The organism is Tardiphaga sp. 866_E4_N1_4, assembly GCF_052076075.1.
In the GTDB taxonomy this organism is placed as follows: domain Bacteria; phylum Pseudomonadota; class Alphaproteobacteria; order Rhizobiales; family Xanthobacteraceae; genus Tardiphaga; species Tardiphaga robiniae.
The window spans coordinates 4,718,095-4,733,662 of the sequence record NZ_CP197242.1; the positions used below are offsets into that span (position 1 = coordinate 4,718,095).

The window sequence follows — 15,568 nt, forward strand, 5'->3', positions numbered from 1 at the left end:
TTTTCGAGGCGGGAAAGCATGCTTGTTGAACCAGGCGATTACGAGGTGCTCGTGAATAACCAGCGCACTGGTGGCACTTATGCCGATCTCAACGTCGCTATAGAGATCGCAGAAAGGCTACATAAAAGTAACGCCCCTCACACAATCACTGTTCGTAGCATTTCTACGGACGTCACAGTCTGGCCGACTCCGACGTCATGACCAATATTGGCAACAACGTAGCTTTAGCACAAGAAAGGACCCGGCTTTCGCCGGGCCCTGGTCTTCAGAAATGGTCTTAGAAGTTGCTGCCGCCCCAGTTGAAGTGGTAGTTGATGCCGCCCTTAACAGTATGGGTCGTGACTCCGAGGTCCGTGAAACCGGTGAGCACTGTGCCGTAACGCTCGCTGCTATAGTCGGCGTACATGTACTCGCCCTTGAGCGACCAGTTCGGGGCGAACATGTACTCGACGCCGCCACCCACGGTCCAACCTGAGTGAACCTTGCTCTCCGAGAACAGCGTCGCGGCGGGAGTGGTGAATGAAAGGCGGTTATCAGCCCAGGCGTAGCCGCCCTTTACGTAGAATAGTGCCGCTCCCGAGGTCACACCAAGGCGCCCCGTGACGCTGCCGAAAGCCCGGATCTTATCTTCCGCGGTGACCGGGACAATGCCGAACAACCCCGTCTCACGATACTTGACGTCACCGCCTGCCGCGTCGACCTCAAGGCCCCAAACGAAGTTGCTGCCGGGCGTCTGCCAATTGTAGCCAATAGTGCCGCCGCCAAAGCCGCCATTAATGTCGCTCGAGGCGGCGGTGAAGCCGTCAACGCGGATACGGTCCGACCAGCTATAGCCGCCCATGACGCCGGCATAGAAACCGGACCAGTTGTAACCAACTGCGACGGGAGCCGCCGGAGCCTTGGTGTACGGGCGGGCCGCCAAATCGGCTGCCGATGCCGATGCTGCACTCATGGTCAAAGCGACCGTGGCCAACACATACTTATTCATTCGAATCCCCTGTAAGTTTTGTTCGCGAATCCATAATATTTCTGAGTGTTTCTCGAGGCTGTCACCAATTCGCCACAGGCTGAAATTTTTGAAACCGGCCTCATTGGCTGAGAAACTGGCAGGACGATCGAACTCGGGCTAACTCTTCGAGCGTCTATGCCAACAGGCTGTCGCCGATGACGGCGGTCAACCAGGCGAGCTGTCGGAGATGGGGCTGGGTCGAGGCGTTGAACCACCAGGTCAACTTGCCGAGGCACCGGAAGCCGCCAGAAGCCATTCCTGACGGCTTTTTATCACTTCTGTGACCATACATACCCCTGCAAACGGATAGTCGGGTACTTTGGCACACGTTGCGCCAGCAGATCGAACCACCAAATTCGGCATTTCGACGGCTCGTTAAAGACCCGACGGGCTGGAAACCGTGTCAGCCCGCGCACATGGACGGTCGCGCACATCAGCGCTCAAGAGCGATACTGCATATGCTCGGGCCTTTTCGAGTGCTCTGACTTCCAATTGCCGCACACGCTCGCGTGACACGCTTAGTTCTGCCGCCAGTTCGTCAAGTGTAACCGGCGTGTCTGCTAGCCATCGTGCTTCGATGATACGAAGCTCTCTCGGTTTCAGCTGGTCAAGCGCTCGCCTGAGGATCTGCCGCCGCCAGTTGAGTTCGCTCCGGAGCGGACGCTGTGAGCAGCTCGTCAGAACCGAAGGGCGACGAGCATCTGGAGTTGGAGGAGAGATCAAGATGTCAGTTGGATGCGAGAACGTTGACGTCGGGCGCGTCTCCGACGCCCTCAAGGCTTGCGGCGCGTGTTCGATAGCCACCGTGATAAGCAACGTACCATCGCGGGTCGGCTTAAGCCGACGTCACCTCGGATCCTGACATCAGCCGCGGAATCTCCGCCGGCAATTCTCTTGCTAACGCTCCAACGTTGCCATGTCGGAGACCGAGGCGCCTGCCCGCCTCCCCGTGTAAAAAGACTGCCCATAGCGCCGCCAGCGTCGGATCCGCACCGCGCGCCAGAATACCTCCGAGAACGCCTGCAAGAACGTCGCCAGAGCCGGACGTCGCTAATGCGACCGAGCCAAAGCACGAGCGCCACACCTCCTTGCCAACAACAAAAGTTTCGGCTCCCTTCATCACCACTATGCACCCAGCGGATACCGCGACGCGCTGGGCGGCCTCGAGAGGGTTGCGTTCAACGGTCGCGCGGTCGAGACCGAGGAAGCGGGCCATTTCGCCAGCGTGCGGCGTGACGATCGCTCCCTGCAAGTCTTGGCGAAAGTCCGGCGAAGGATCGCCCATGCAGGTGAACGCAGCGGCGTCCAGGACGATGCGCGCCTTCGTCGGCGTCGCAAGCAGCAACCTCACAAAGTGACTGAGCGCGTCTTCACCCATCATGCCTGGTCCGACCACGACGGCGTCGACATCCTGGGCGAGCGCGACGATGTCCGTGGCATTCGATTGCTTGATCTCCCCCTGCGAAGTCTCCGAAAATCCCAAGACCATAGCCTCGGGCACAGCCACTCCTATGTTGGGGGCAACCGACGCACTCGTCGCAATTTGAAGAATACCGGCTCCTGCGCGCAAGGCAGCCACGCCCGCCAAAATGGCCGCACCAGGCACGCGGGCGTTGCCTGAAACCACGAGGACGCGGCCGCGAGCTTCCTTGCCGTCGCCGTTTTCATGGGACGGGAGCGGATGCGCACGCAGGTAGTCTTCCGATAACTCCCGGTAGCGCTTCATCTCGCCGCTCCGCTATCGTCCGGCTCCAGGGTGACGGGTGCGCCTTGACGTTTCAGCGGCGCGACAAAGTTGTACCGGACTAGGCACATCGAGCTCTCACCGTCTTGGCTCGGTCCGAACTCGGTTATCGAACAATTTGCGACGTCGCCTTCCCGGTCGATCGAAAGGATCGTGCTCTCGTCCATGTTTTCCAAAAGGTATCGCAGGCAGAGAACGACGACCTGATGAGCAACAATCAGGACGCGTTCCCCGGCGTAATGCAGGCTTACGGAATCGAGCACGCTTCGAAGCCTCAACACGACGTCCGCCCAGCTTTCACCAGCTGGCGGCCGATAATAGAACTTTCCCATGAGCGCGCGCCGTCTGGCCTCCTCCGGGTAGCGCTGTTCGATGCCCATTCTGGTGAGACGGTCCAGAACGCCAAACTCCTTTTCACGCAGTCTCTCGTCGTGGATGATCGTGACAGCACGTTTAGCCTCTCCAGCGGCCCTCAGAATGATCTCCGAAGTTTGCTGTGCGCGAAGATACGGAGAGCTGAGCACAACGCTCGGGCGGTCTTCACTTCGCAACTCTGCAAACCAACGCCCCAACGCCTCCGCTTGCCGTTCGCCCAACGCGCTGAGCGGGACGTCAACGTCCCGCAGCTCGATGGCGATATCCGCCAGCCCTGCAGCGTGGGCAGCGTCTCGTGCGACGTTTCCCGCGCTTTCCCCATGTCGCACGATCCATAGCCGTGTAGGCCATCGTTTCTTGGTGTCTTGGCCCATGCGGTCTCGCTGAGTCCCTATGTGTCTCTCGATAATTGCGGCTGACAAACGCTGATAACGGTTGCCGATTGTGTCGATGCTAAAGCGAAGGCGACACGCCGACGGGACTGACTAGGTCTCGTCGTTGCGATATCGATCGGCGACAATCTTGTCGCCTTCGCGAACCGCCGCCTTGTTGCGACGCTGGTACTGAAGCACACCGAAAACCAGTGCGGAGAGAAGCAAAAGGGCTCCGATCCCGAAGACGACTTCCTGACCCATGGTACTGCCCTAATTTGTCTCGCCGCCCAATGCTGTCTTGTTCCCAGCGTCTCTGCTCGGCGCGGTTACACGAACCTCATGCCCCTGTCGAATGGCAAGTGATGCGGCGGAAACCGCCGCTCAAAAGCCGCTTCCTTCGTTTCGAAGGTACCCTCGACGTTTCCGTCATGGAGCACGCCCCAACTGGACCCGCTTTCGATCACTTCGTAAGATGCCAGTCCCATCTTGTCTCCAGCTACTTATTTTTGTTCAGATTCTGCGCCATCTCGAGATGATGTTGAAGGTGGGGGAGCGTCTTACCGGCCCAATCCTTGAGTTTCGGATCCTCGCCCCCCTTGGCGTAGCGCTCGAATAGCGACACGGCGTCCTTGTGAGCGCTGACCTGCATCGAGGCGTAGTCGGACGTGAAACTGTCCGCTTTGGCGTCCTTTAGCTTGTCCACTTTCTTCTGATGCGTGTCGTCAAGTGCCGCTGGCAGCGCCGCCTTCAAGTCGCCGCCAACCAGAGCCTTCAACTCTTCGGATGTCTTGGTGTGGTCAGTGATCATCTGGGACGCGAATGTCTTGGCATCCGCATCTCCGCGCTCTTGCGCGAGCTTACTGGTCGCTATCTCAGTCAGGTCGCTGAGGGCGGCCTCCTTGACGAAGTCGGCAGTGGTCGGTGCCACGCCCAGGACGGAGTTAACACCGGTCTTCTCCCCGACTGACTGTGCGAAGACGTTCGTAGCGCCGAGCGCGAGTGATAAAACGGTCGCGGTAGCGAAGGTGACTTTGTGCATGGCGGTATCCCTGAAAAAAGCAGCAAGGCATGAAAAATGATCGATTTGACGCAAGGTTCCATTGCGGCACAAGCGTCGACCTCAGAGACGCTTTTGGGCGCGATTAGAGCCGTCGAGCTCGTCGAGTTTTCTTGAAATCTCTGGAGAGAGAGAATGCCACGATCAGGTTGCTGGGAACTCCGACGCCGCGGTCCCGTTGAGCATTTCTCATACGAGGCGCTTTACGAGTAGGCTTCGAAGTCAACCTCGCAAACGGGCGTGATTGCTGAAGGCAAGATCCCTCCCCCTCGTCGCTTCGTCCGCCAAATGCTAGGTGAGCACGCACCATGACCGATGAACAAACACCCTCCATAAGCGAGCAGGTATCGGATATCCGGACCACGGTAACTGAGGGCGTCAAATCCGCGACGACCACCATTAGGGACGCGATCGAGGAAGGCAGGAAGCCGGGGAACGCGCTCGACACTTTGAGCAAGGTTGTCCGTCAGGCGCCCTTAGCCGCAATGTGCGTCGCGTTTCTGATCGGTCGGGCGTCGAAAAGGCGTTGGTAATGAGGGGTGAACGACTAGCGCCGAAATATGACCGAGCTAGACGAGCTGCTCAGGCCTACGTGCACGATCGAGTGGAAAAGACCGAAGCGACGGCGGTCTCCTACGCTGTCGCAGGCGGGCTGTTTGCGACGGCCAGCATCTTTCTGATCTCAGCGCTGCTCGTAGGCGCGACCGCAGCCTTCCGATGGTTCGAACTTCGATATGGCCTTTTTTATGCCTTTGTGGCGCTAGGCGGCTTGCTAACCATTATCACCATCCTCTGCGTCGCTCTCGCGATCTACCGTTTAAAGCGACCTGCAAAGCGCATTGTCCCGTTGGCGAGCCGATTGCGCGTTGCAATCAGCGATCCGCCGTCGGTCGACGATCTGTCGCCTGTAACAGCAGTGGCGAGCTTAAGATCGACTCCCGCTCGGAAACGGAATGAAGGAGTGCAGAAGTATGCGCTTATTCTGGCTGCAACCCTCGCTGGGTGGGCCATCATGCGAAGAGGCCAAGCTAAGACAGCGCCAGCGCTGGACGCGAACGATCCCTCCCGGTTGACGGTCGACTTCCGATCCAATTACGGCGCGCACCGCCCATGTTCAACGTCTATCTCAAAGCCCCCACCCTCTGTTCGCTAAGGCCGAAATCGCGGACGCGCACCTGATGGTATGATCCCATTGGGGACGGCTGGCTTTTGACTAGGGAACTTAACTAATCTCGCAGCTGCGAAGCTCAAACTTGCTTTCCCCGCACCGACGATCTGTGCTGAAGTGTCGCACATGCTTCACGGAGACTGATCTGTGCCTGATCATTCCAACGCGGACCAAGTCAACGGCTTCGCTCGCTTTTTTGGAGATATCGCCAACAAGACGTCGCAGGCGGCAGGCCGGGCGAGCACCTTTACGCTGGCGTCGGCCGTGGTGGTGATTTGGGCGGTGACGGGTCCGCTTTTTAAGTACTCGGATACGTGGCAGTTGGTGATCAATACAGGCACCACCATTGTCACCTTCCTGATGGTTTTTCTGATTCAGAATTCCCAGAATCGCGACAGCGCGGCGATTCAAGTCAAATTGGATGAGCTGATCCGGGTCAGCACGGCGCACAATTCCTTCGTTGGAATTGAGCACCTGACCGACGAAGAACTCGAGGAAATCCGCTCCAAATGTGAGCTGCGAGCACAAGCGGAAAAGGTTGGCGAAGATTCGGTTCAGCGCGCCGGCGAGAAGGCCAGAAGGGCCGCCGACAAGGCGGTCGGTTAGCTTGTCCTCCGCGCGGCCAGTCAAACGCTCAGGTTCGGAAGCTCGCAATATCGAGTCCATCCTAAAACTTGAACATGACGATCAGCAGTCGATGTCGGCGCTGCAAAAGTCATTTCATGCGGTCGGCTGGTTTGTCGGTACCGTGTATTTCATTATTCTCCAGTGCTTCTGCCTGGTCGTATGGGTGGTGCTGAATGCGGGCCCTCTTAGTCTCCCGAGCCCCTTCGATCCCTACCCGTTTCCGTTATTATCAGCCGTGCTCGCCCTGGAAGCGGTGTTGCTCACGTCCTTTGTGCTGATCCGGCAAAGCGCCAATGATCTGCAATCTGACCGTCGCAATCACCTTGACCTGCAAATCAACCTGTTGGCTGAAGAGGAAGCGACGGCGATCCTCCGGCTCCTGCGTAAGGTGGCCGAAAAGCTAGATGTCGAAGAAGAGCAAAAGGTCGATGTCCTCGCAGGCGAAACCAATGTGGAAAAGATCGCCCAACATATCCGCGCGCGGGAAGAGTGATGGTTTTCGCTGCCGACCCGGTCCGGCGTGCACGCGGCCGTCTGTGTCGCCTTTGCATATACGTGCTGCTTGGATGTATCGTCCCGGCGGGCGCTTGGGCGCAGGAAGATAAAAAGACTGACGACGACAAGCCAGCCGATCCGGATACTGGTCAGAGCACCATCGAAGAGACGACACTGGGAGTACTGCCAAATCCCTTTGTTGACCGCGGCATCAAGTTCGCGGCCACGTACATCGGGGAGACGCTTGGGAACGTTTCCGGCGGCGTCCGTCAGGGCGCTATATATGAGGGGCGTCTCAATCTCGCGGTGGACGCGGATCTCGAAAAACTCGTTGGCCTATCGAAGCTAACATTTCACGCCAACCTGTTTCAAATTCACGGAGATGGGCTGTCGCGCAGCTATCTGCAGAATTTTATGGTCGTGAGCGGCATCGAGGCCCTACCGACCACACGTCTGTACGAAATGTGGTTCGAGCAAAAGTGGGGTGATAATATCGCGTCGCTCAAAGTCGGGCAGTTAGCCGCCGACAGCGAGTTCTTCAACACCAAATATACTGACGTTTTCACCAATGCATCCCTGGGTTGGCCGGCGATCACCTCGATCAACCTTCCGAGCGGCGGTCCATCGCCACCCCTCGCCGCGCTCGGAGCGCGGCTCCAGGTCAACCTGTCGGAAGCCTGGACGGTTCAGGGCGCGGTTTTCAATGGCGATTCCTCGGGACCCGGGTTGGACGATCCGCAGCTGCGCAATCGGTACGGCGTCAATTTCCGTATCAACGATCCCCCGCTTCTGCTGGGGCAGCTGCAGTACGCATGGAACAATCACAAAGGTGATGAGCATCTCGCCGGCACCCTGAAGCTCGGCGGCTGGCGACATTTTGGCGCTTTTGCGGACGAGCGCTTTACGGCAGACGGGCGATCTCTGGCGCATCCAACTACATCTGGCATTCCGGCATATCTGTCGGGTAACTACGGTTTGTGGGCCGTTTTGGAACAACAGCTGTACCGTGTTCGGGGCAGTGACGATCGCGGCGTCGGTGTCTTTGCGCGAGCGTCTTTCAGTCCGTCCGACCGCAACCTGGTCGATTTCTATGCCGATGGGGGGCTCGAATGGATCGGGCCGAGCGACGCGCGGCCGAACGACAAGTTCGGCGTCTCGATTGGTTACACACACGTCTCACGGGAAGCTCGCGCCCTGGACGCAGATTACCGCCTATATACCGACCCGTCTTGGCCCGTGAGAACGTCCGAGGTCATGATCACGACAGCCTATCAGTACGAGATCCGCCCTGGCTGGTCCCTGCAACCCAATGTGCAATACATCGTCCGGCCGGGCGGCGGTGCAACGAACCCGCTGAGCTCAACGCCAGGTTTGGTCTTGAAAGATGCCGCTGTTCTCGGTTTGCGGACTGTCGTGAAATTCTGAAACTTGCAGCCGCACTGTCTCGGTGCAACAGCTAAAAATATTGGGCTCGCCCTAGCGGGCAGTGAAACTCCCGCCCATGATTTGAAGAGGGTGTGAGCCGTCGATAGAGACAGTAGTCCCCGGGCGCTGGAAGGTTGCGTCCTTGTTCGTGTCCGGCTCCTCCAGCGTCGCGACGCCGGGCAGTTCGCGCAGCAGCGCAGGCCGTGCGACGAACATCTGGCGCGCCAGCGAGACTACACTAGTCTCGGCCTGCAATTTTGGCGCAAAAATGAGGCGATCGACGCAGACCGTCTTGATCTTGTCGTCGAGCATGGCGGCGTCCGTGTTCAACGTACTATTCGGGGATTTTCGCGAATCAAAACACTGGAAGGCCAGAAAGGGTTTAGGACGATATCAGGGTGTTACTTGGTTTCGATAAGGCCTCGGGCAGTTGCCCTCGCCTGCCGAATGCCAACCAGCGCTTTCCTAATTGTCGCGCTTTGTTTTGGACCGCCGTCGCCGGCCGCCCGAGGGCCGCAGCGGCTCGCAGCACTGTTGCGCCGCTTTCGGCGAGGCTGATCAATCGGTTAACGTCTTCAGGCGTCCAGGTTTTGTTAATCGCGCGTCTGGCCATCGCATCCCTCAGCTAATCTTCCGGTATCCCGCCTCAGTCAACTTCACCTGGTCGTTCACCACCTCGACTAGCCCCATATCGAGGAGCTCGCTCAATTGGTCTTCTGTGATCGGTGACATCTTTAGTCGGTTGGCGTAGATGTCGCGGAGCGTCCAGTCGAGCTCAATATCGTCTTTCCAGTTTCTCATAAAAATACCCTGCTCGAAGGGATTACTACTCTGAAGCGGCTAATTTCTGCAAGGCGCGCCGATCGGCCAAAACTTGGCGCCTGTCGGAAACAGCAAAGTGGAATTGCTCGAGAACGAGCCCGAACGCCAGCAGCGCAGCTTCTTCGATTGCTCCGTCTTCGTAGCAGTCGAGTGTTTCTCGCAACACGTCATCTATCGCAATCTGCATATCTTCGAGCTCTTGAGGGGTGGCCGCCTCGCGCGACGCTTCAATCATGTCCAGCACGCGATCGCGGGACGCGAGATAGGCATTTGTCTCATCACGCTTCAAATAGCTGCGTAGCCATGCCCCCCCTGAGCCCAAGCCGGACAGCAACAACAGCCCACCCCACAAAAAATCGCTATAGCGCTCGAGGAAGGTTCGGTCCGTGCCATCGATATACGCCGCAGCCCCCGGGTGCGCTGGAATGGTTGCGTCCTTGTCCGTGTTCGGCTTCTCCAGCGTCGCGATTCCGGGCAACTCCCGCAGCAGCGCGGGCCTTGCGACGAACATCTGGCGCGTCAGCGAGACGACGGTGGTCTCGGCAAGCGATTTAGGCGCAACAACGAGGTGGTCGACGCTGACCGTCTCTATCTTGTCGTCGGGCCTAGCGGGGGACGTGTTGAACGTACTTCCCGGGATTTCCGCGGATTCAAACACTGGATGCTTTTGTGCGATAGCCTCCGATACGTCAACGCTCAAGAAGTGCGGCTCACCCCGGCTGCGCGCGGTCAACGCGATTGCATCCGCTGTTACTTTGCTCTGGAGTGGCCCTACGGCCATGAAGGCGTCATTCTTGGAATCCTGCGCCATCGCCGCGAGATCATTGGTGCCGTATTGCACCATCTCGATCTTATCCGATGCGACGCCGGCCTCGGCCAGCAGCAGTCTGAGGAGCGAGAGGTTTGCAGAGGTCTTACCTATGATGGCGATCCGATGCCCCGGAAGATTGTCTAGTGCCTTGATGGCCTCATGCGCCCGATGACCCTTGCTTTCCCCGGGCCTCGGCACTGACCAAATCACAACATAGTTCTTGCGAAGGATAGCGACGGCTTCGCTGCCGACGGGCATCGGCAGATCGGCCCTAGCCACTGCCAGATCCGCTTTGCGGTCTCCTAGCATGATGAGTGATGATTCCGGACCCTCGGTGGGAATCAACGCAAGGCGGATGTGGTCGCGCTCGCGCGCGAATGTCTGCGCCATCGCTTGCAGGAATCTCGCATCATCGGCGCCGGCCGGGCCGACCGCGACACGAAGGGTGATCGGGCGGTTAATAAGATATATCGAGACGGCTGCAAGTCCGACGCAAAGCATCACGCTCGCAGCGACGAAGCCTGCAAAGGTTCGCGACGCGCGCCGGCGCCTGCGCGCTCGTTGTTCACGTGAATGCAATTGGCTCTGGGCCATTCCTACTTCTCATCCCGGCTTGGCATTTTGTCCCCGATCCGACCGGCTGGCGCGACGCTCGCACCGCTGTTCGCTGAGGAAGGCGGTGCGGCATTCGGATTAACCATCACGCCCGTGTTCGTGCTGCTCAGCGACCTGGTCGCAGCGGCCCCGGAAGGGGACTGTCCATATGACGGCGAGCTAGTGGAAGATGACGGCGCTGCGGTGACGCTGTTGACGTTGCCGGTCCCGATGTTGCCGGAGTTCGCGGCGGCTCCGCCAGCGCGAACCGTACCTGGGCCAGACGATCCGACGCCGCTACCTGAAGGCCCATTACCGCTCGTTGAGCCTCCTCCAGAACCGCCACCCCCGCCACCTTGGGCATAGACCGGAGATGAGATTGCGACGATCGCCGCTGTCAGGAAGGCCAGTGATCTGGATTGCATTGTCCGCTCCTCGGTTCGGCCTATGTCAAACCGAGCGAGCCCGATGTGTTCCGAGGCCGCTCTGCGCCCGGGGCTCGCAACCGTGTATTGAGGCGTGCAGACGCGTGCAGCCCACGCGTTCGCGTGTACCGCTTGCGAGGTGATCTACTGGCGAAATCCCAGGGGCTGCGACCCCGTGGAACACGAAAAACGCGGGATACGGTCCCTACATGGGGGTGGGGAGCATGCCGCTTACCGAGAGCCCCGGCCGCCACGCCTAGCATAGCCACTCTGACACCCATGACTTGTCTCCAACGGTTACTTCGGGAACACAGGGGAGATCTCATGGGTAATGCGACCAGCGGTTCATGCGCTGCCCTTCGTGAAGGTCTCAGCAATCTCGGCTTGTCACCCTCATGATTGAGCGTGCGCGTCATGACAGCGCGGGCGGGGCCGCCGCCGAGAGCGCCGAGAAGATTGTCGAAGCACCGTAGAACCTGACCTCGAGCTTCGCTTCTTGTATCGAACATCATCGTTCCCGTTAGTTGCTGGAGGCAGCAGTACGTTCGTCCTGCGGACGAGGGAGACCCGCGATCGCGGTTACGCGACGAATCTCTGGATCGAGCGTCTGCCAAGCCTGAACAAGGTCAACGTCGTAATTTGAGTTGATGCGATCGGACCTGAACTTGGTCCCGGCAGATAGGGTGACCTTGCCGCAGTCACTGGCGATCACAACGACATCACTGAACCATGCCGCATACCGATCATTGCCAAGCTTCCTGCGGAGGCACGACGCGACGACGTCCGGTATCGGAAAGGCGTGCTGCGCCAGTTTCTCGCGTCCCTGAGTTTCGGCCGCCCCTTTGACTGGAATTTTCACTGAAGGTTCAATTGATGATTCAAGTGAAGATTCTAGGCCGCTCTGTGCGGAGTACTTAGGCCGCTCTGTGCGAGGTAGTGAAGCCGGTTTGTGCGGCCTACTCTGCTTTGGAGGTACGCCGCTCACAGCGGCCTTCTGAGCTTGTTTTTGCTCAGCGATTTTAGGAAGGCCGCTTTGTGCGGCCTTCTCGCCTACAACATGGGGCATCATCAGCTGATAAACATATCCTTTTCGCCCCCGCGTCTTAAGCGATCGGCTTCGACGGATGAATCCGGCCTCCTCCAGGCGCTTCAGGCTACGCTGCACTGTATCGGCCGACATCTCGCCTTCGTCCGCCAGACGTGCTTGTGACGGCCAGCAAACGCCATCTTGATCGGCACGATTACCGAGCATCAGCAAGCACAACTTGTCTATCGGCGACCCGACGCGCAGTTGGGTAGCCCAATTGGTCGCTTCCCAGCTCATGTCACGACCTCGCCGTCCGTATCTCTCGCGAGGGCCGGCGCGGAACTGATGGGCAAGATCAGATCGGATAAAAATCGCCGACGCGTGGCGGAAGACACGGCTTGCCATGCCGCTGTCAAGGCCTGCAGTTCGCCGGCCTGCTGCGCAGCATTGCGCATACCGTCCTTGATGCGCTGTCGCACCGCCGGGTCGGCCATTCGGGCTTTCGTCGCCACGCTGACTTCCGCTCGTTTAGCAGGGTTAGTCCAGCGAGCGCGGTTGGAGGCCGCGATTTTGGCGCGTGCTTCCGAGGTGTGATGCCGCCCACCCGCGTCCTTCATACTGCCACTCCCGGTGCAACAGGAGGGGTCGCGAAGTTTTGCTTTTGGCTTCTAACGCATTGATCTCGTTTGAGAGGTAAAGTACATGTTTTGCAGCTAAGTCCCTGACGTTCTTTAAAAACGTTGAGCTTCCCAAGCTGCATACGAGGGTTCGATTCCCTCCGTCCGCTCCAGCCCCCTCATTCATTCCAGATGATCGGTGCCGCATGGCGATTGAACGGTTTGGCATTCCCGCCGTTCTTCAAAGGCGCCCGTTGCTGTTCGCACAACACAGGGTTCTTGCATGACGTTTCCCCTCTCAGCTGCAACCGCCGGCAATGTCCCGGGCGTTGTCGCCTCCAGCGTCTATGCCGGTGGCCGCCGTGTTGCGGATATCCCCGTCGAGGAGGCGGGCGTCTGGGCGCAGAAGCCGGGCCATGTCGTCTGGATCGGGCTGTTTGAACCGTCCCTTGAACTGCTCGAAAAACTGCGCGCGCAATTCGATCTGCATCCGCTCGCCATCGAGGACGCGCTGAAGTCGCATCAGCACCCCAAGGTCGAGCAATATGGCGAGGCGCTCTTCATCGTCGCGCGAACGGCGCAACTGGTCGATCAGACTGTTGCTTTCGGCGAGACGCACATCTTCTTGGGTAAAGGCTACGTCGTGTCCGTGCGCCATGGCGCCTCGACGTCCTATGCGTCTGTCCGCGAGCGATGCGAGGCTTGCCCGACAAACCTGACGCACGGCGAAGACTACATCCTCTACGCAATTCTCGATTTCATCGTCGACAACTATCGTCCAGTCATCGAATCCATCCTGTCAGAGATCGACGAGCTCGAGGATGGTGTCCTGCACCGCATGCTGACGCGGGCCGAATTCGAGCGGCTCTACAAGCTGCGCCGCGAGCTATTGCGCCTTCGTCGCGCGGTCGGACCGCTGGTCGATGTCTGTCACCGACTCGAACATATCGATATCCTGTTCATCGACGATGACATGAAGCCGCTGTTCCGCGACGTGCTGGATCACGTCAAACGCGCGGAAGAAGATATCGATTCGCTGCGCGAAGTGCTGGCCTTTGCCTTTGAAGCCAGCTTGATGTCAGGGCAGTCGCAGCAGACCGAGATTACCCGCCGGCTTGCGGCCTGGGCGGCGATCCTGGCGGTGCCGACGGCGATTGCCGGAATCTACGGCATGAATTTCGAACACATGCCGGAGCTGAAATGGGCTTACGGTTATTACGTGGTGCTGGGCGGCATCGCCGCGATCTGCGGTTACCTGTATACCCGCTTCAAGCGCAACGGATGGCTGTGAGCGGGAGACCGATCACCCCACCGCCTTCGCCGCTGCGCGCCCGGCGGTGCGACCCGTGAACAGACAGCCGCCGAGAAACGTGCCTTCCAGCGAGCGATAGCCGTGCATGCCGCCGCCGCCGAAGCCGGCAGCTTCGCCGACCGCGTAGAGCCCTGGCATGATCTGGCCGTTGCTGCCGAACACGCGCGAGTCCAGATCGGTCTCGAAACCGCCCAGCGTCTTGCGCGTCAGGATGTTGAGCCGCACGGCGATCAGCGGGCCCTGCGCGGGATCGAGAATGCGATGCGGCTTCGCGGTGCGGATCAGGCGGTCGCCGATATATTTGCGCGCATTGTGGATGTTCATCACCTGCGCATCCTTGACGTAGGGATTGGCCATGGTGCGGTCACGCGCCTCGATCTGCATGCGGATCTCATCGAGCTTCAGCAGATTGTCGCCGGTCAGCGCATTCATGGCGCTGACGAGATCGTCGAGATTGTCGCGCACCACGAAGTCGATGCCGTGATCCTTGAAGGCTTCGACAGGCGCTGGCGCACCCTTGTTGGTGGCGCGGCGCGCGGTCATCAGCCAGCTCTTGCCGGTGAGATCGGGATTCTGCTCGGAGCCCGAGAGCGCAAACTCTTTCTTGATGATCGCCTGCGTCAGCACGAACCATGAATAATCATAGCCAGTGGACTGGATATATTGCAGTTGGCCGAGCGTATCGGAGCCCGGAAACAGCGGCGCCGGCAGCCGCTTGCCGGTGGCGTCGAACCACATCGACGACGGGCCGGGCAGGATGCGGATGCCGTGTTTCGGCCAGATCGGATTCCAGTTCTCGATGCCCTCGACATAGTGCCACATGCGATCGCGATTGATCAGCCGCGCACCGGCGGCTTCCGTGATGCCCATCATGCGGCCGTCGACATGGGCGGGCACGCCGGAGATCATGCGCTTCGGCGGTTCGCCGAGGCGCTTCGGCCAGTTCTGGCGCACCAGATCGTGATTGCCGCCGATGCCGCCGGAGGCGACGATCACGGCTTGCGCACGCAACGAGAAGTCGCCGATCACGTCGCGCGAGCTGCTTTCGCCGCGCTCGGTGTTGGATGGTTCGAGGATCGCGCCGGTGACGCCATCGACAGTTCCGTTGGTCACGCTGAGCGCATCGACGCGGTGGCGGAACCTGAAACTCAGCAGGCCCTTCTTCTGTGCCTCGCGCGCACGCCGCTCGAACGGCTCGACGATGCCGGGGCCAGTGCCCCAGGTGACATGAAAGCGCGGAACCGAATTGCCGTGGCCCATCGCGTCATAGCCGCCGCGCTCGGCCCAGCCGACCACGGGAAACACGCGGTGGCCCATCGCGCGCAGCCAGTCGCGTTTCTCGCCGGCGGCGAAAGCGACATAGGCTTCGGCCCAGCGCCGTGGCCAGAGGTCCTCGTCGCGATCGAAGCCGGCCGTGCCATTCCAATCCTGCAGGGCTAAGTCATAGGAGTCTTTGATGCCAAGGCGCCGCTGTTCCGGAGAGTCGACGAAGAACAAACCGCCGAACGACCAGAACGCCTGGCCGCCGAGATTCTGCTCGCCTTCCTGATCGACCACGACAACGCGCTTGCCGGCATCGGCAATTTCCGTAGCCGCGACAAGGCCCGCGAGTCCGCCGCCGACGACGATGACATCCGCATCAACGGCCATACTGTTTCCCCCATTTTGTTAATGGAGATTGAAGTC

The 15,568-nt window shown here is 59.5% G+C and carries 17 protein-coding genes and 1 pseudogene; 5 read left to right on the plus strand and 13 right to left on the minus strand.

The genetic code is table 11. The features are described 5' to 3' along the window. Positions 1 to 277 precede the first annotated feature (277 nt). From AB8B20_RS22795 to AB8B20_RS22825, 7 genes and pseudogenes are all read right to left on the minus strand, one after another. The gene (locus tag AB8B20_RS22795) at positions 278 to 988 is read right to left on the minus strand and encodes an outer membrane protein (protein WP_439073490.1); all 711 of its coding nucleotides are present in this window, start codon (positions 986 to 988) and stop codon (positions 278 to 280) included. Between the two features lie 396 nt (positions 989 to 1,384). Beyond that, positions 1,385 to 1,813, minus strand: a complete 429-nt coding sequence (locus tag AB8B20_RS22800) for a sigma-70 family RNA polymerase sigma factor (RefSeq protein ID WP_439074051.1) — start codon at positions 1,811 to 1,813, stop codon at positions 1,385 to 1,387. A gap of 31 nt (positions 1,814 to 1,844) precedes the next feature. Continuing rightward, entirely contained in the window at positions 1,845 to 2,735 is an 891-nt protein-coding gene (locus AB8B20_RS22805; protein WP_439073489.1) for an NAD(P)H-hydrate dehydratase, read from the minus strand. After that, complete coding sequence (locus AB8B20_RS22810; protein WP_439073488.1) at positions 2,732 to 3,502, minus strand: histidine phosphatase family protein; 771 nt, start codon at positions 3,500 to 3,502, stop codon at positions 2,732 to 2,734. Before AB8B20_RS22810 ends, AB8B20_RS22805 begins: the two co-directional genes overlap by 4 nt. Positions 3,503 to 3,613: 111 nt before the next feature. Next, a complete protein-coding gene (locus tag AB8B20_RS22815) occupies positions 3,614 to 3,763 on the minus strand; it encodes a hypothetical protein (RefSeq protein ID WP_439073487.1) in 150 nt (49 codons plus the stop codon). A 9-nt stretch (positions 3,764 to 3,772) separates the two neighbouring features. Further along, positions 3,773 to 3,987, minus strand: a pseudogene (locus AB8B20_RS22820) (hypothetical protein). An 11-nt stretch (positions 3,988 to 3,998) separates the two neighbouring features. After that, positions 3,999 to 4,541 (minus strand): DUF4142 domain-containing protein, encoded by a 543-nt coding sequence (locus AB8B20_RS22825; RefSeq protein WP_439073486.1) that lies wholly within the window; start codon positions 4,539 to 4,541, stop codon positions 3,999 to 4,001. Between the two features lie 326 nt (positions 4,542 to 4,867). On the opposite strand from AB8B20_RS22825, the gene AB8B20_RS22830 reads away from it, so the two are divergent. The 4 genes from AB8B20_RS22830 (at position 4,868) to AB8B20_RS22845 (ending at position 8,274) form a co-directional block, all read left to right on the plus strand. Continuing rightward, complete coding sequence (locus AB8B20_RS22830) at positions 4,868 to 5,092, plus strand: hypothetical protein (RefSeq protein ID WP_439073485.1); 225 nt, start codon at positions 4,868 to 4,870, stop codon at positions 5,090 to 5,092. Positions 5,093 to 5,874: 782 nt separating this feature from the next. Next, a complete protein-coding gene (locus AB8B20_RS22835) occupies positions 5,875 to 6,333 on the plus strand; it encodes a low affinity iron permease family protein (RefSeq protein ID WP_439073484.1) in 459 nt (152 codons plus the stop codon). 1 nt (position 6,334) lies between these two features. Then, the gene (locus tag AB8B20_RS22840) at positions 6,335 to 6,847 is read left to right on the plus strand and encodes a DUF1003 domain-containing protein (RefSeq protein WP_439073483.1); all 513 of its coding nucleotides are present in this window, start codon (positions 6,335 to 6,337) and stop codon (positions 6,845 to 6,847) included. Beyond that, complete coding sequence (locus AB8B20_RS22845; RefSeq protein WP_439073482.1) at positions 6,847 to 8,274, plus strand: carbohydrate porin; 1,428 nt, start codon at positions 6,847 to 6,849, stop codon at positions 8,272 to 8,274. The genes AB8B20_RS22840 and AB8B20_RS22845 overlap by 1 nt, the downstream gene beginning before the upstream one ends. 51 nt (positions 8,275 to 8,325) lie before the next feature. On the opposite strand, the gene AB8B20_RS22850 is transcribed toward AB8B20_RS22845, so the two are convergent. The 5 genes from AB8B20_RS22850 to AB8B20_RS22870 all read right to left on the minus strand — a co-directional run bounded on the left by AB8B20_RS22850 (position 8,326) and on the right by AB8B20_RS22870 (position 12,570). Then, entirely contained in the window at positions 8,326 to 8,586 is a 261-nt protein-coding gene (locus AB8B20_RS22850; protein ID WP_439073481.1) for a hypothetical protein, read from the minus strand. A gap of 309 nt (positions 8,587 to 8,895) precedes the next feature. Continuing rightward, positions 8,896 to 9,075 carry a hypothetical protein gene (locus tag AB8B20_RS22855; protein ID WP_315844440.1) on the minus strand — a complete coding sequence of 60 codons (180 nt, stop codon included), beginning with the start codon at positions 9,073 to 9,075 and terminating at the stop codon, positions 8,896 to 8,898. Between the two features lie 25 nt (positions 9,076 to 9,100). Next, complete coding sequence (locus tag AB8B20_RS22860) at positions 9,101 to 10,501, minus strand: TAXI family TRAP transporter solute-binding subunit (protein ID WP_439073480.1); 1,401 nt, start codon at positions 10,499 to 10,501, stop codon at positions 9,101 to 9,103. Positions 10,502 to 11,446: 945 nt separating this feature from the next. Then, complete coding sequence (locus tag AB8B20_RS22865) at positions 11,447 to 12,250, minus strand: helix-turn-helix domain-containing protein (RefSeq protein WP_439073479.1); 804 nt, start codon at positions 12,248 to 12,250, stop codon at positions 11,447 to 11,449. After that, a complete protein-coding gene (locus AB8B20_RS22870; protein ID WP_439073478.1) occupies positions 12,247 to 12,570 on the minus strand; it encodes a hypothetical protein in 324 nt (107 codons plus the stop codon). The genes AB8B20_RS22865 and AB8B20_RS22870 overlap by 4 nt, the downstream gene beginning before the upstream one ends. 283 nt (positions 12,571 to 12,853) lie before the next feature. Here AB8B20_RS22870 and corA point away from each other — a divergent pair, with 283 nt between their 5' ends. Beyond that, entirely contained in the window at positions 12,854 to 13,861 is a 1,008-nt protein-coding gene (gene corA / locus AB8B20_RS22875; RefSeq protein WP_439073477.1) for a magnesium/cobalt transporter CorA, read from the plus strand. Between the two features lie 12 nt (positions 13,862 to 13,873). Here the strand turns inward: corA and AB8B20_RS22880 are convergent, their stop codons facing one another. Continuing rightward, positions 13,874 to 15,532 carry an FAD-binding dehydrogenase gene (locus AB8B20_RS22880; RefSeq protein ID WP_439073476.1) on the minus strand — a complete coding sequence of 553 codons (1,659 nt, stop codon included), beginning with the start codon at positions 15,530 to 15,532 and terminating at the stop codon, positions 13,874 to 13,876. Between the last annotated feature and the right edge of the window lie 36 nt (positions 15,533 to 15,568).

Coding starts and splice junctions, on each gene's coding strand:
- AB8B20_RS22795 (WP_439073490.1), bottom strand. CDS start 988: ATGAATAAGTATGTGTTGGCCACGGTCGCTTTGACCATGAGTGCAGCA.
- AB8B20_RS22805 (WP_439073489.1), bottom strand. CDS start 2,735: ATGAAGCGCTACCGGGAGTTATCGGAAGACTACCTGCGTGCGCATCCG.
- AB8B20_RS22810 (WP_439073488.1), bottom strand. CDS start 3,502: ATGGGCCAAGACACCAAGAAACGATGGCCTACACGGCTATGGATCGTG.
- AB8B20_RS22815 (WP_439073487.1), bottom strand. CDS start 3,763: ATGGGTCAGGAAGTCGTCTTCGGGATCGGAGCCCTTTTGCTTCTCTCC.
- AB8B20_RS22825 (WP_439073486.1), bottom strand. CDS start 4,541: ATGCACAAAGTCACCTTCGCTACCGCGACCGTTTTATCACTCGCGCTC.
- AB8B20_RS22830 (WP_439073485.1), top strand. CDS start 4,868: ATGACCGATGAACAAACACCCTCCATAAGCGAGCAGGTATCGGATATC.
- AB8B20_RS22845 (WP_439073482.1), top strand. CDS start 6,847: ATGGTTTTCGCTGCCGACCCGGTCCGGCGTGCACGCGGCCGTCTGTGT.
- AB8B20_RS22850 (WP_439073481.1), bottom strand. CDS start 8,586: ATGCTCGACGACAAGATCAAGACGGTCTGCGTCGATCGCCTCATTTTT.
- AB8B20_RS22855 (WP_315844440.1), bottom strand. CDS start 9,075: ATGAGAAACTGGAAAGACGATATTGAGCTCGACTGGACGCTCCGCGAC.
- AB8B20_RS22860 (WP_439073480.1), bottom strand. CDS start 10,501: ATGGCCCAGAGCCAATTGCATTCACGTGAACAACGAGCGCGCAGGCGC.
- AB8B20_RS22865 (WP_439073479.1), bottom strand. CDS start 12,250: ATGAGCTGGGAAGCGACCAATTGGGCTACCCAACTGCGCGTCGGGTCG.
- AB8B20_RS22870 (WP_439073478.1), bottom strand. CDS start 12,570: ATGAAGGACGCGGGTGGGCGGCATCACACCTCGGAAGCACGCGCCAAA.
- corA (WP_439073477.1), top strand. CDS start 12,854: ATGACGTTTCCCCTCTCAGCTGCAACCGCCGGCAATGTCCCGGGCGTT.
- AB8B20_RS22880 (WP_439073476.1), bottom strand. CDS start 15,532: ATGGCCGTTGATGCGGATGTCATCGTCGTCGGCGGCGGACTCGCGGGC.